12 protein-coding genes and 2 pseudogenes are annotated in these 13,509 nt (G+C 64.5%); 8 read left to right on the forward strand and 6 right to left on the reverse strand.

The window, feature by feature from the left end; all coding sequences use genetic code 11:
* Positions 1-10: 10 nt before the first annotated feature.
* A pseudogene (locus OHB12_RS12365) lies at positions 11-1,392 on the reverse strand (IS1380 family transposase).
* Positions 1,393-1,626: 234 nt separating this feature from the next.
* Between OHB12_RS12365 and OHB12_RS12370 the strand changes: the two are divergent.
* From OHB12_RS12370 to OHB12_RS12395, 6 genes are all read left to right on the forward strand, one after another.
* Entirely contained in the window at positions 1,627-2,316 is a 690-nt protein-coding gene (locus OHB12_RS12370; RefSeq protein ID WP_327119091.1) for a PHP domain-containing protein, read from the forward strand.
* 422 nt (positions 2,317-2,738) lie between these two features.
* Positions 2,739-3,137 (forward strand): hypothetical protein, encoded by a 399-nt coding sequence (locus OHB12_RS12375; RefSeq protein ID WP_327119093.1) that lies wholly within the window; start codon positions 2,739-2,741, stop codon positions 3,135-3,137.
* 546 nt (positions 3,138-3,683) lie between these two features.
* Positions 3,684-4,070: a hypothetical protein gene (locus tag OHB12_RS12380; protein WP_327119095.1), complete on the forward strand. Its 387-nt coding sequence runs from the start codon at positions 3,684-3,686 to the stop codon at positions 4,068-4,070.
* A gap of 360 nt (positions 4,071-4,430) precedes the next feature.
* Positions 4,431-5,165: a response regulator transcription factor gene (locus OHB12_RS12385; RefSeq protein WP_327119097.1), complete on the forward strand. Its 735-nt coding sequence runs from the start codon at positions 4,431-4,433 to the stop codon at positions 5,163-5,165.
* A 1,744-nt stretch (positions 5,166-6,909) separates the two neighbouring features.
* A complete protein-coding gene (locus OHB12_RS12390) occupies positions 6,910-7,962 on the forward strand; it encodes a hypothetical protein (protein WP_327119099.1) in 1,053 nt (350 codons plus the stop codon).
* 505 nt (positions 7,963-8,467) lie between these two features.
* On the forward strand, positions 8,468-9,271 hold the full coding sequence (locus OHB12_RS12395) for a hypothetical protein (RefSeq protein WP_327119101.1): 804 nt from the start codon (positions 8,468-8,470) through the stop codon (positions 9,269-9,271).
* Between the two features lie 11 nt (positions 9,272-9,282).
* Here OHB12_RS12395 and OHB12_RS12400 read toward each other — a convergent pair.
* From OHB12_RS12400 to OHB12_RS12410, 3 genes and pseudogenes are all read right to left on the reverse strand, one after another.
* Positions 9,283-9,878: pseudogene (locus OHB12_RS12400) on the reverse strand (recombinase family protein).
* A gap of 42 nt (positions 9,879-9,920) precedes the next feature.
* A complete protein-coding gene (locus OHB12_RS12405) occupies positions 9,921-10,319 on the reverse strand; it encodes a YybH family protein (RefSeq protein ID WP_327119103.1) in 399 nt (132 codons plus the stop codon).
* Entirely contained in the window at positions 10,316-11,002 is a 687-nt protein-coding gene (locus tag OHB12_RS12410; RefSeq protein WP_327119105.1) for a TetR/AcrR family transcriptional regulator, read from the reverse strand. Before OHB12_RS12410 ends, OHB12_RS12405 begins: the two co-directional genes overlap by 4 nt.
* A 250-nt stretch (positions 11,003-11,252) precedes the next feature.
* Between OHB12_RS12410 and OHB12_RS12415 the strand changes: the two genes are divergently transcribed.
* Positions 11,253-11,669: a hypothetical protein gene (locus OHB12_RS12415; RefSeq protein WP_327119107.1), complete on the forward strand. Its 417-nt coding sequence runs from the start codon at positions 11,253-11,255 to the stop codon at positions 11,667-11,669.
* Here the strand turns inward: OHB12_RS12415 and OHB12_RS12420 are convergent.
* Both OHB12_RS12420 and OHB12_RS12425 read right to left on the reverse strand, forming a co-directional pair.
* Positions 11,642-12,529 carry an IS3 family transposase gene (locus OHB12_RS12420; protein ID WP_327119109.1) on the reverse strand — a complete coding sequence of 296 codons (888 nt, stop codon included), beginning with the start codon at positions 12,527-12,529 and terminating at the stop codon, positions 11,642-11,644. The genes OHB12_RS12415 and OHB12_RS12420 overlap by 28 nt on opposite strands.
* A 2-nt stretch (positions 12,530-12,531) precedes the next feature.
* Positions 12,532-12,837 carry a transposase gene (locus OHB12_RS12425; RefSeq protein ID WP_327119111.1) on the reverse strand — a complete coding sequence of 102 codons (306 nt, stop codon included), beginning with the start codon at positions 12,835-12,837 and terminating at the stop codon, positions 12,532-12,534.
* Positions 12,838-13,205: 368 nt separating this feature from the next.
* Here OHB12_RS12425 and OHB12_RS36290 point away from each other — a divergent pair, with 368 nt between their 5' ends.
* On the forward strand, positions 13,206-13,394 hold the full coding sequence (locus OHB12_RS36290) for an HNH endonuclease (RefSeq protein ID WP_442800019.1): 189 nt from the start codon (positions 13,206-13,208) through the stop codon (positions 13,392-13,394).
* Positions 13,395-13,509: the final 115 nt, after the last annotated feature.

Genomic DNA, 13,509 nt, shown 5'->3' on the forward strand with positions numbered 1-13,509 from the left:
TTTACGCTGGTCAGCCTGGTTGCAGGCGGGCCAGGGCGGTGAGGATCAGGCCGGTGTGAGGCCAGTGGGCGGAGAATCGGAGGTAGGTTCGGCGGGCGTGGCGTGCGATGCGGGCCGCAGCGGAGAACAGGCGCAGGCGCAGCCGTTTGGGTTTCCAGCGGCGCGCCTGGTGATCAGCAAGCGCGAGCATCTGCATCCAGGCGGTGAGTACTGTTGCCAGGCAGACGATCTCGATCCAGATCCGATTCTGGTCGAAGCCTTGCAGCGGCAGGTTGGTCAGCCTGGTGTCCTTCGCGGTGCGGATGCGGTCTTCACAGCGGGCGCGGCGGCGGTGGCGCAGCTCCAGGTCCGGGAGCTGACCGGTGCGGGCGTTGGTGGCGAACGCGGTCAACCGCAGACCGTCGCGGTCGGTGAACCGCAGTTGCGCGCCGGAGTGCGGGCGCTCTTTGCGCACGATGACCCGCATGCCGGGCGGCCAGTCGGTGAGATCGATCAGGCCGGTCAGCTCGGCCACCCACGCGCCGTCACGGACTTTGCCGTCGGCATCGTATGCCTCGGCCCAGGCGTTCAAGGGGATGAGATCGACTGCGGTGGCGGTGGTTTCGGTGAGCGAGAAGCCAACCGAGTACTGCAGATGCCGGGCAGTGAGGTAGTCGATGAATTCGTGGGTGCCGCCGCCGGAGTCGGTGCGCACCAGCACTTTCGGCCGACTCGGTAGCCGGGCTGCCATGGCAGCTGCTGCAGGGCCGCGGCCAGCACTCGCTTGTGGTCGGCCGCGGTGTTGCTGCCGGCGTTTCCTGGTCGCAGGTCCGTGATCAGCGGTTCACCGGTGCCGGACGGGCCATGGTTGGCCCACGAGCCGAGCGGATGATGACCGAAGGTCTTCTTGAACGTCGGTGCTGCGTGTTCTTTCTCGGAGTGGGCGATCGTCAGGGTCGCGTCCAGGTCGATGATCAGTGGATGCTCGGCGTCGATCCCGTGATCGGGAGCGCGGTTACCGGCACGATCCCACGCCGCGGCGCGGGCGGACGCTCGCGCGGATCTGATGGCCGCCAATGCTTTCGGCGCTTCGACGGCCAGCCCAGCGATCGCGCGCGACACGGTCGGATCCGATGCCACCAGCCCGAACACGCCCGGCTCGGCACGCAGCATGCCGATATCGGCCAGGCAATCACCGCCGAGTGCGACCGCGACCGCCAGATCCAGCACAACCTTGCCCGGATCATGCACCGACCCCGGCTTGCGCCACGGTGCCAACGCTTGCGACAAACCGCTGGTCAACCCAACCATCTCGGCGGTGCGCAGCAGCAATACCGCTCCCGCCTGCGACACGACATGCGAACCCGACCCGTCCGCGGCCAGCCGCGGATACGGCGACGTAGACTTCCCCACCGAAAGGGTGCTCCTCGAATCTGTGCGAATTCCGACCTCAGCAATCAGAATTCTCCCAGTTCAGAGCACCCTTTCTTGTTCGCGACACGCGATCCTCAGTCACCTGCGATGAAAGCCCAGGGCTAGCGGTAGAGGACGCGCAATATGCCAGCGCCGCTACCAATGCCGGTGGCGGAGTCGGAATGCCCTGGCCTACCCGGCCCAGCTCGCACACCAGAGTGCAAAGCTCTCGGTATGGTTCTTCCAGCTGACAGCCATGTTCACAACGAATGGTCCTGGGACACGGGTGGGCCCTCGTCCGAGGCTGCCGGGCGGATGGAGTGCAGTTGCGACCGCGCCGCCGCGATCAGCCTGTCTGCCGTAATCTTCACCGAGCATCTGGATTTCACGACGCGTTGCGCACAGGCCCAGAGGACCTCCCGCCCCCACCAACGGCACCTACTCGGCGAGGACGGCTACCTTCGCCCTCCTGCACTGGATGTTGTGGGCTACCTCGACTGCATCGACCGTTGCAGGCACAGGTTCCCCGAACTACGCATCCTCACCGGCGTGGAGTTCGGACAACCCCACCTCTTCGCCGAACACGCGGCCCGGTCGCTGGACCTGACCGCGATGGACCGCGTGAACGGATCGCTACACACACTGCACATCGAGGACGACCGGAGCGAACCCAACACCCTGTTTCGCGTGTGGGCCCCAGACGACGTGGTTCGGGCCTACCTTCAAGAGATCCCCCGTATGGTCGCGGGATCAGACTCGTTCACAGTGTTCAGCCACATCGACTACGCGGTGCGCGCTTGGCCGGTCGCGGACATCGGCTCGTTCGACCCGCGCCGGTTCGAGGAGGGTTTCCGGACGGCGATGCGGGCCATCGCGGACAGCGGGAGGGCGTTGGAGATGAACACCCGCCGACTCTGGCCCTGAATTCCGCAATGGTGGCGCGAAGAAGGCGGCCGTTCAGTCACATTCGGCAGCGACGCCCACGTACCTGAAGCGCTTGCCGATAATTTCCCGGAGGCTGTCGCGATGGTCGAGCACTTCGGATTTCGGCCAGGCCGCCAACCCGAGGACTTCTGGACACGATAGGACCTTGGGCTACAGGACCGTATCGTCGTCGCCGTGAGCCAAGCCCGCCAGGAGCAGAACCTGTCCGGAGTCCTCGAGCAGAGCCGACAACGGGCCGAGCAAGCCCACGAGATTCTCGCCCAATTGCGACTCTTCGAGCGTTGGAGTGCCTTCGGAGCACCTGTGCTCGTGGGCGCGGTGGCCTACGAGTTGGCCATGGCTCCCGACATCGACATGGAGATCTATTGCGATGAGCCGCGCATCGAGAGGACGGGTTCTCGGTGTTGTGCGAGCGCGCGTTAGCGGACAACGTGCGCAAGGCACGGTTCGGGAACTACCTCAACGAACCAGACGAGGGTCTGTACTGGCGGCTCGACTACCGAGCAGACGACGGCACCGACTGGAAAGTCGATATGTGGTTGCTGCGGCGCAGCCACCCCCGCCCCTGCGCCGCACACCTCGTCGAACCACTTCGGGCAGTGCTGACGCCGGAGACACGACGCGCAATTCTGGAATTGAAATCACTGATACAGACCGGTTCCATTCCGCGTTGCCCCTCGATCGACGTCTATCGAGCCGTCCTCGACGGTGGAATCCGCTCCAGTTCAAACCTTTTGGAGTGGCTGGAATCGCATCCCCGTGACGGTCTCACGTTCTGGAAACCAGGTGAGGCCCCATGACCGCCCGGCGTGACGAGACCTGATTGTGGGTTATAGAACCATCCTGGAGGGCAAGCGGTTACGGTGTCCGGATGCATTCGGATCGGTGCTGTCTGGATGAACTGATCATCGCTGTCGGGGTATCTGATTCGGTTCGGGATCGGCTGGGGCGCGATCCGGGGTGGTCGTCTCGGTGGACCGCATCATGGCGGTATAGCGGGGATGAAATCGTCTGCACAGTACGCGATTTGATGACATTGCCGACGGTGGGATCGGAGCCTGTTTGTCGGTTCTCGTGGCGGGCGCGGCAGCGGCATCGGCCCGGGTTGCAGTTTTCTTGTCTCCACGGGGCGTCATCATGGGTTCGAGTCGCTCGAGGAGCAGCGTCTGCTGCTGGCGTTGGATTTCGCAGGCGAGGTGGTGGAGGTTTTGCCGCAGCCTTTTCGGCTCAAGTTCGAGACCTCCGACGGCCGTGGGGAACATATCCCGGACTACCTCGCGGTCACACGCGACGGCGGCCGGTGGCTGTCGATGTGAGGCCGAGGCGGCTGATCAAGGACGGAGGATGTGGTGCGGTTCGCCGCGGCGCGGGAGGCAGCGTTAGCGAGCGGCTGGCGTTACACCGTGGTGGCGGGCTGGCGCGGGCATGTGATGACGGTGCTGGACGGGTTGTCGGCGCAGCGGCGCGAACTCCGCGATCGCCTCGGCCTCGAGGAGCAACTGCTGCGGTCCGCGGCGGCGGGGCCGGTGCGGTTCGGTGATCTAGTGAACCTCACGTCGGTGCCCACCGTCGCGAGAGCTCCTGCGCTGCACCTGATCTGGCATCGCATGCTCAGCATCGACCTGGCGCGGCCGAAACCGCGCGTTACCACCGGATGGGGGACAGATCCGAATATGCGACAGAGCCGACGAAGCAGAGTCCCTACAAGCGCGCACGACGACGCTTGTAGGTAGTCGTCGTAGGTAGACCCCTGAGCATGGGCCGATGTGTGACATCTTCCGTTCGCCCGAAACTTGTAATTGTCAGGTTGAGCGATTGCAGGGCCGGAAGGTTGAAAAGGGTGCGACGACGCATCTCACCGCTGTATTGGTGCGTTCGGTCCTGGCATGCGCCTGATGAAATCTGATCTTGAACTGGCCGCCGGCCCTCGGCGCCGATCCGGACGGTGCCTGCACGATCAGGCGAGAACACGCGACACACGAAACGGGCTCCGAAACAATGCCAGCGCTACGCCTGAGTCGGTTCGCTACCGAGGCGATCGCACAAAATCTTCGTCATCCCGGGTCGTGCAACACGCCAGCGAGGTTGAGCGTATGCGTTTGACGCTGGTAGGAGACGATAGCGGCGACGAGGTACTCGAGCAGGCACTCACCGCTCGAGGGCACAGCGTGGATCGCAAACGCCGAGGCTCGGATCTCCTGACATCGCACCATCACTACGACGCCGTCATCCTCGAGCTGTGTCTGCCCGATCTTCCTGGTCTGCTGATACTGCGCAAGCTGCGCCAAGTCACCTCGGTGCCGGTGATAATCCTGACCACTGACGCCAGCGAACGCTCGGTCGTACGCGGATTGCGCAGCGGAGCCGACGACTACCTGGTGAAACCCGCGCGCATCGGCGAGCTGACCGCCAGGTTGGAGGCGATCACCCGACGCGCCGCCATTCTCGCCAGCTCGGTGGACTCGGTGATCGTCAGCGGCGACGTCCGAGTCGATCTGACGGCACGGCAGGTTTCGGTGGCCGGAAATCCGATACGACTCACACCCACCGAATTCGAACTGCTGAGCATCCTCGCGGAGCGGGCGGGCAGCGCAGTGAGTCGCGCCCAATTGATGGATCACGTGTGGGGCGACGCATTCATCGCGGTGTCACGGACGTTGGATGTGCATATGGCCAGACTGCGGACCAAATTGAACCGGCCCCGCTTGATCATCACACTCCGCGGCTACGGCTACCAGTGGGCACATGATTCGACCACAGTGGATCTACCGGCGACAGCGGATACAACAGCGGAGACGCCCCTAGCCGGACGAGATATTAGGGGTTGACTCAGGAAACTCATGTGCCGCACTCTCCACAGGAAGTTGGAGCGGCAGGCGGCGCTGCGGCCCCCGAAACTCGGGTCTCCGCTGTCCCGTTCGGGCGATGGAGTGAGCGGCGCCGCGGTTGACCAGCAGGCGCTGCGGGCGACGACCGCCTTCTCGACCGTAGGCCCTGAGCATGGGCCGATGTGTGGCACCTTCCGTTCGGCTGAGGCTTGTCATTGTCAGGTTGAGCGATTTCAGGGCCGGGAGGTTGAAAGGGTGCGACATTGCCGTATTCGGCCGTGCCGTAATCGTCGCTCGCAGTGGGTGAGATTGGAGGATGTGCGTGGCCGCACGTCAGGATCGGCTGGATGAGAACTCGTGGATTGTTCCGGCAAAATGGTGGCGCAAGGCAGCGCCTTTCCGTGGGCTGGGCCCGACGCGACATGTGACGTTTCGGCCGCGGACCCCGGTAACCCCCACCGAGCTCGCCCCGAATCGTCGGGTGATCGAGGGTGTTCTGGCGTGCCCGCCGCGCAGTGGTGCGTTTTGGCTTTCCGAGGCGGGGAGCAAGTTTCTCGATTCAAGCGTATCCGCGAAAGGCGCGGCTGTTGTGTGCGCTGTCGTGCACGCGGAGCCGTGCAGCCTCGCTGACACGTGGGTGGCCGAATACGGTGTCGATTTCGCAGCGGAGGCGGCCGTGTGGCTGTCCGGCGTCGGACTGTCGAGCTCGGTCGTATCGGGGTCCCGAGAAGGTACTTGGAATCCTATCCATCTGGGAACGCCCGCGCCGAACGATCCCGGACCACTGCGCGCGTACAACGTGCTGCGGCGGGTTCGGGCGCACCTGGCGACGGCGTCTAATGAACGTTATCGGGCCACCGTCGAACGGCTGGGTACGCTGCGCTGCGTATCCGGTGGTGGACAGGCTTCCGGTCATGTCGGCGAGCTGTGGGTGCGGGTCGCCACGTCGTATCTATTGCCGACCGAGCAAGAGTGGCTAGACGCAGACATCGGGTTCACGCCGATCGTCCGCTCATGGTGTTCGCCTCCCGAGCAGCATCAACGTTGGTACGGCCTCGATTTCGGGGCTTCGTCGGTTCCTGCGGATTCCTTGGATTCGCTTGCTCTTCTATCCGCTTCCGCCACCACGGCGGAGCAGCTCACTCGTATCGCCGAGATGGTGGAGCCAGCGCGACTTTTCCGTCATGTACACAACATCGCGGCCCAGGTAGGTCCGGCTTCCGCCGACGTCGTCGCGGCGATGCTGGATGCCAGGCTCCACGCACCCTTCGGTTGGGGGGCCAGGGAACGCTCCACGGGCGAGCTCGCCGAGTTGCTAGCCCGGTTCCCGACCGACGGCGCGATGGAGTTGTTGCGGGCTCGCGCCGCCAACGGATTAGTATTCGGCGCACTTTCCAGGGCTGCGGGCCGGTACCCCCGCCGCGCGAGGAGGCTGTTGTCAGCCGATCTCACACAGGCGGCACCGGCTCACCTTGTTCGGGCACTCGAGCGTCTAGGACCCGAGACCACTGGCGATGCAGCGCAAGCCCAGCTGTGCGGTACGTCCGGACACCTTCGCAACGCCGAACCGCACGAACTGCCCGATGTTCTGGTGTCGCCACCCTGGCAGCACTCGCCTCCGCCGTCACAGCACCTTTCCCTCGAGGAACGTCCGGATCGCCCGCTGAGGCTCAACTGGCGGGCGGGCGAACGGGCGCTGTGGGCGGCGATGCCCGTAACAAGGGGGTGGTGGTACGAGCGCGGCATGCTCGAGGTGGTCAGCAGCGCCCAGAATCCCGAGGATTACCGGCGCTCGGTGCTGAACGTCGACCACGGGCCCTTCGTCCTCGCACTGATATCCGAATACATCGCACGCCCGATCCTCCGAGATTTCCAGGTGCCGGGAACAGTCCACTCGCCGTGTATTTTTCAACGCATTCTGGGGAGGTTCGGTACCGATGCCCTCGATGCGGTCGTGGCGACGATGGCGCGGCATCCCTTGCGGATGGCCACCGTTATGGCGCCGGTCGATGGCAGCCGCGTCGCCGTGCTGATGATGCGCTGTCTCGGTCTCCCCCGGACCAATCGCGCTGCTGTCACCTGGTGGCTGCGGCATGCCGACACTGCCGTACAGGACCTGATTCCCATTGCGTTGGGTCGGCAGGGTAGGGATCGCATGCTTGCGGAGCAAGCACTCCGCACCGTTGCCCAAACCGGCCACCGCGGCGCCGTCGATGTCGCCGCGACAGGCTACGGCGAGCAGGCCCGCACAGCCATTTCGGCAATGCTGGACGCCGATCCGACACTGTCGCTGCCCCATCGGATTCCTCAACTGCCGACGTGGCTCGTGCCCGGCCTGCTTCCCCCCATCGCGTTACGAGATGGTCGCGCCGTACTGCCGGACTCGGCGGTAGAAAACTTTTGCACGATGCTGGCAATGTGTCGACCGGGATGGCAATACGCCGGGGTTCGGATCGTCGCGGATATTGTGGATCCCACAACGCTGGCGGAGTTCGCATGGGGCCTATATGAGGCGTGGATGTTGGCCGATTGTCCCAACAGTGGCCAGTGGGTGTTGCATGCGCAAGGTCTTGTAGGGAACAAGGACACGGCACGCCAACTGTGTGAGCAGATCCTCAAGGGGCGATGGCGAATCGGGGAGTCGTCCCGCGCTGCACTCGATGCGATCACGGCCATCGGTGGAGATGAGGCAGTGGCTCAGCTGCGAGCCATTGTCTCAGCCTCATCCGCCAATGGCATGGTCCGCAAGGCCAGACACCGAATCCGCGAGCTGACGGAACCGGACAGCGCGCTTTGAAGGGCGATTCGTGCCGACCGGGACGACCAGCGACCGGAACTAGCGAATCCCGGATCTGCCCCACTTTCCGTGATCGACCAACACTCGGAATGCAGACTAGCGCTTGATGATTAGTAATGTGAGTCGGCCGACCATGCGAATGGTGGGAACAAAAATGAACGCTTTCGTCCCACCACCAGCCGAGGCAAGGCCGTCAGGAAACCGCAGCTCAGACCCTGCCCTCCGTGGGTCATAACCCGTTGGCGGAATCTACGAGACGAAACCCGACACGTCGGCCCTGGTGGTCGGTCCGGGGCTGTCGCAGAACTCTCGTATCTGGCGATTTATGCGAGTGTGAATTCTCGAAGCCATCTGCACGGATGACGAGCGGGTTCGGGCGTTTGTGAAGGGGACTTCGAACATCGGCGTGTTTCGAACTGGACTGCACTACGGTGCTTTGGCTCGTAGTCATCTGCACAGCGGGAGTTCGTGATGGTCGAGGATTCGGTGGTGGTACGCGATCGAGGTGAAAGACCAAGACCCTGAACCGATTCCGATTCCGATCCCGATTCCGAAGCCGTTGGCGACCCTGGAAAGCTACACCCACCAGGCGCTCACGGTCGGCCGGGTGGAGCTGCCGGGCCGCAGCGTGCACGCCGGGGTGTGGTTCCGGCTGCTGCGCAGCCTGCTCGACGAACTCAGCCTCGCGGTCACCACCGTCAACCAGCCCGCCCGCCACAGCCTCGAACAAGTCTGGGACGCTGCCGAACTGCCTGTGCGGGCGGGGATCTCGGTGTGGGCACCCTACGAACAGTTACCGTGGCAGGCCCAGGAGAAGCTGCTCACCGCCGCCGCCGCCGCCGCCGCCGCAGCCGCGATAGCGCTGGCGGCCCAGCGGCGGATCATCGCACGGGGAACCCCCGGCCCAACACTGGCCGAACCCTCGCACGAATCTGTCTACGCCGGGGACGATCCCGCCCAGCGGCCGGTGAGCGCCTGGTCCGCTTTCACTGCGGCCATGGACGAATGGATGTGCGCGGCCCGGACAACTCCCGGACCCGCCCAGCAGATGCTGCAACTGCTCACTTGGTACAACACCAGCCCCGAAAAGGTTGTCCGCGAGCGCGAGTCCCTGATCAGGCAGGGCATTCCACCGGAACTCCTGCGCCTGGACCCCCGACCGCTGTGGGGGCGATCCGTCCCGGCCGACGAGGCCGCAGTGACCCTGGTAAGAGGGGTTCGAGCCCTCCGAGGTACGGCAGGTGATCGGCGAATTCCTCGAAGAACTCGAACTCCGCCACCACGGCGGCGAGGACGATCCCGACAGTGACCGCGCCGACATCACCGAGGACGATCTCGAGCAGCTACGCGCCCGGCTCCGCCTGTGACGGTCCCGGCCCGCAGGTAGCTGTAGACGGTCTCGCGGCTGACCCCGAAAACTCTCTGGCCAGCAACGCTTTTCCCTCCCCGGCTGCTGCGCGCTGCCGCAACTCGTCAGCCTGTTCGGCAGTCAGGGCCGGTTTGCGGCCGGTGTAGGCACCGCGGGCCTTGGCCGCAGCGATGCCCTCGCGCTGACGTTCCAGAATCAGCGCACGTTCGAATTCGGCGAAGGCCCCCATCACCGACAGCAGCGTCGCCATTGGCAAGTCCTCGCCGGTGAAGGTCAGGTTCTCCTTCACGAACTCCACCCGCACGCCTTTACCGGTGAGGGTGCGCACCAGTCGTCGTAGGTCGTCGAGGTTGCGAGCGAGGCGGTCCATCGAGTGCACGATCACGGTGTCACCCTCGCGGACGTAGGCGATCAACTCGTCGAGCTTCGGCCGCGCGGTGTCCTTCCCGGACGCCTTGTCGATAAAGGTGCGTTCGACGTCGATCCCGTCGAGCTGCCGGACGGTGTTCTGATCGACCGAACTCACCCGGATATAGCCGACCCGCATCCGCTGCCGTCCCGTCTACCCCAGCTGGACGCGACTCTCGCTCTATGGCCCAGCGATGGCCGTTCCCTGCGCTGACACCAGATGCCACTCCTCATCGTTGGAGACGAACACGTGGGTGTATCGGCTGGATGCGGTGATCTGTGTGCCGTCGGGCAGACTGAATTCCATCGCGGTACGGCCCACGATGATGGCGGTCGTACCGAATCGCCGCACGATCGCCTCGGCGGGGAATTGGTCGATCCGGGTGAACCGGACGATGCGATCGCTAACGAACTGCAGGAATTCGTCGCGGGCTGTGACATCACCGCCCGCGACGTCGACGATCAGGAACTCGGGAGCAAGGAGCACGTCGAGGTTGGCGCGGTCAGCTGCCAGCAGGGCGTCGAAGAAGCGTCGGTCTGTGGCGAGCACTGCGTCGGTTGTTGGGGCGGAAACGTTCACGGTGAAACCTCTCGATCGGTGTGAAGTGTCCTCGCCTCGATGCCAGCGAGTAGTTGACGTAGCCCGGCCACGAATCGACGGTGCATCGCGGCGGGGTCCGTACCGGGGCTGTAGCGGACCAGATTGCGGTAGCGGGGCGAGATGTCGTCGCTCCCGACTGGGGGCTGGAATCCGGTGGTGGCCACGGCTTGCGACTCCGCGTAGACGAACCCGAGGATGAACCACAGCACGGACAGGTAGGCATCGGCTACCTCCTCGTCGGGTAGGCCGCTGCCTGCCACCACGCCGACGGTGGCATCGGCCAGACCCAAGGCCACCGGCCCGAGCCGCCAGCCTCGACGCCACAGCACCGTGATCAACGCAGGGCGCGGCAGCAGCACCACCCGGATTCGCTCCGCCAGCAACGCCAAACGGTCCTCCCAGGGACCGTCGATCGGGACGTCGATGGCACGCAGCGTCTCGTCCAGCACAGCAGTCAACAACTCGTCGCGATCACGAACATGCCAATAGAGGGTGGCCGGCCCGGTGCCGAGCGATCTGGCCAGCGAACGCATCGACAGACCCTCGATACCGGACTCGTCCAGCAAGCGCGCCGCGGCAGCCAGCAGTTCCGGCCGGGACAGCGTCTCCCGGCCTTTCGCGCGGGCTGCGACGCTCTGCTTCTCGAACGCTGTTCGTGACACACGAACACTGTACCGCGCAGGCGCAGACGTATCGGCATCCGCATATGCCCGGACGTGACAAAAGTCGATAGCTGGCCCTGGTTGGGGCGTCAGGTCACCCGAGTGCAGAGGAGTTCGGACATCCGTGCAGCCGAGTTCGAACATCGACAGCGAGATCCGAATCCGTCGAGTTCACCACTCGGTAGGGATCAGCAGTTTCGACGAGGCCGAGGGGCTGATCGTCCATTACCCTGAGTGGTCAGGAGGCAAGATGCGAGCGCGCACGTCGGCACTGGCGGCCGGAAGGCGACACTCTGTAGCTCGTTGCCGGGACGGGACGGTTGTCGCCGTGGGCGCCGATGCCGCTGACGAATGCCGTGTCGAACTGTGGAAAGGCGTCATAGCCGTTGCTGCGGGTAATGTTCACACGGCGACCAACACGGGCAGGTCTCACACCGTCGGACTTCGATCCGGCGGGACCTTGTTGGCGAGCGGATGGAATGGCGACGGCCAATGCGACGTGGCTGCGTGGCGAGACGTCGTAGCAGTCGCCGCAGGCTGGCGTCGCACGCTCGGAGTCCTTACCGATGGCACCGTGCTCGCAGCCGGCAGGACCTCCGAAGGGGCGTGTGAGGTTCCCCCGCTTAGCCGGAGAGCGAATTATCTGGTTCCGGCTGGAACCGGTTGATGGTAGCTGGCTTCGAACTCGTCGGGTGATCGCCAGCCCAGCTTCTTCTGTATGCGCTGGGAGTTGTACCAGCCGTCGATGTAAGCGAACAGGGCGTTCTCTGCCTCGTCGCGGGTGCGCCAGGCGTGGCGGTAGACCAGTTCTGTTTTTGAGGTGGAGAAGAAGTTCTCCATCAACGCGTTGTCATAGCTGTCACCAACCGACCCCATGGACTGAGCAATCCCGTTGTCGGCCAAACGATTCGCGAACCGGATCGCCGTATAGGTCGACCCCCTGTCGCTGTGGTGGATCAATTCACCGTCACGGATATCGCGTGACCAGACCGCGTATTCGAGCGCACCGAGCACGAGATCGGTGTCGCAGCGGTCCGAGGTCTTCCATCCGACGATCCGGTTGGAGAACGCATCCCGCACCGCGGCTAGCCAGAAGACGCCTTGACCGGTCGGGATGCGTGTGGCGTCGGCCACCCACAGCCTGTTCGGTTCGGCGGCGGTGAAGTCGCGCTCGACCAGATCCGGTGCCGGTGTGGCTCGCGGATTCTGCCGCGTCGACGGAACCCGCCACCTGCGCCGCAGGAATGCGCCTTGCAACCCCGCCGACCGCATCAACCGCTCGACTCGTTTGCGACCGACCCGAATGCCGCGACGGGCGAGCATGGCATGCACCCGCGGCGAGCCATATGTGCCGCCCGAGCTGGTGTGGATGTCCACGATTTTGCCCAGCAGTTCCTCCTCCAGCAGCTGCCGCGCCGAGGGCTGCACCGCGCGCCTGCGCCACTCATAAAAGGTTGAGGACGGAATTTCGAGCACCCGTAATACGAGCTCGACCGGGTACTGCGGGTGTTCTTTGACGAACCGCACGATCACCTCCGGGTCTGGTCGAGCTCCGAGGCGAAATATGCACTCGCAGAACGTAATACCGCGTTGACTCGCTCCAGCTCGGCCACCCGCTTCTTGAGTTCCCGATTCTCGGCGGCCACATCGGTCGGCGGTCGATCACTACGTTCGCCGGCATCGGCCTCGGCCTGGCGGATCCAGTTCCGCAACGCCTCGTGATGCACCCCGAGCTGCTGAGCCAGCTTCCGGACCGTCGGCTTGGAATCGGACTCCCGATACAACCGGACCGCCCGCGCCTTCAACTCATCGGGGTACTTCTTCGGTGCTGCCACGAATGACTCCTTCCATCGTCCTATCGGACCATGCTCAGAGCCCTCCGAGAAAGCGGGGGAACCTCACTGCAAGCACGGTTCGACGGTGTCGAAGATGGCGGCCCGATTCAAGACCACCATTGAATCGCCCCGGCTTGTCTGGAGTCTCCGGACAAGCCGGGGGGGATTCACATCCAGACACCCAACGGACCGCGTACCTGCTTCCAGGCCAGCGCTGAACGTGACGGCAAAAACCCGCTGGTTGCACGGTTCGGTGGCATTCCATTGCGGCGCAAAAAGAACGCGGTCCTCACCGACCGCTATCCTCTCCCGGTCATCGTCCGACACAAAGAGCTGATCACTCGGCTTCTGGCAGGCGAGAGTGCCAGATGTGCGGGCAAACCGGCACGGTTGATGTTCACCAAGTCCGCAGGCTCGCCGAGCTCGACAGACCGGGACGGCCACAGCCCGCGTGGGTACAACTCATGGCGAAATGGCGACGCAAGACCCTCGTGGTCTGCTCGCCCTGCCACGACACCATCCACGCGCGGCAACCAACCGCGACACCCACGCAGTAGTCACTGGAAAGCCGGATGATTGGGAAACCATCAAGTCCGGTTTGGGAGGGGGTCGTCGGGAAAAGGACCAGCTTCTGCTGGCACCTCGCCCGACGGCCTACCTCGCCCAGTCCGG

The sequence above is a fragment of the Nocardia sp. NBC_01730 genome (assembly GCF_035920445.1).
Classification (GTDB): domain Bacteria; phylum Actinomycetota; class Actinomycetes; order Mycobacteriales; family Mycobacteriaceae; genus Nocardia.

Excerpts from the sequence above, each read along its gene's own strand:
- OHB12_RS12370 (WP_327119091.1), top strand. The coding sequence starts at position 1,627 with ATGGTTCTTCCAGCTGACAGCCATGTTCACAACGAATGGTCCTGGGAC.
- OHB12_RS12385 (WP_327119097.1), top strand. The coding sequence starts at position 4,431 with ATGCGTTTGACGCTGGTAGGAGACGATAGCGGCGACGAGGTACTCGAG.
- OHB12_RS12390 (WP_327119099.1), top strand. The coding sequence starts at position 6,910 with ATGCTCGAGGTGGTCAGCAGCGCCCAGAATCCCGAGGATTACCGGCGC.
- OHB12_RS12415 (WP_327119107.1), top strand. The coding sequence starts at position 11,253 with ATGCGAGCGCGCACGTCGGCACTGGCGGCCGGAAGGCGACACTCTGTA.
- OHB12_RS36290 (WP_442800019.1), top strand. The coding sequence starts at position 13,206 with ATGTGCGGGCAAACCGGCACGGTTGATGTTCACCAAGTCCGCAGGCTC.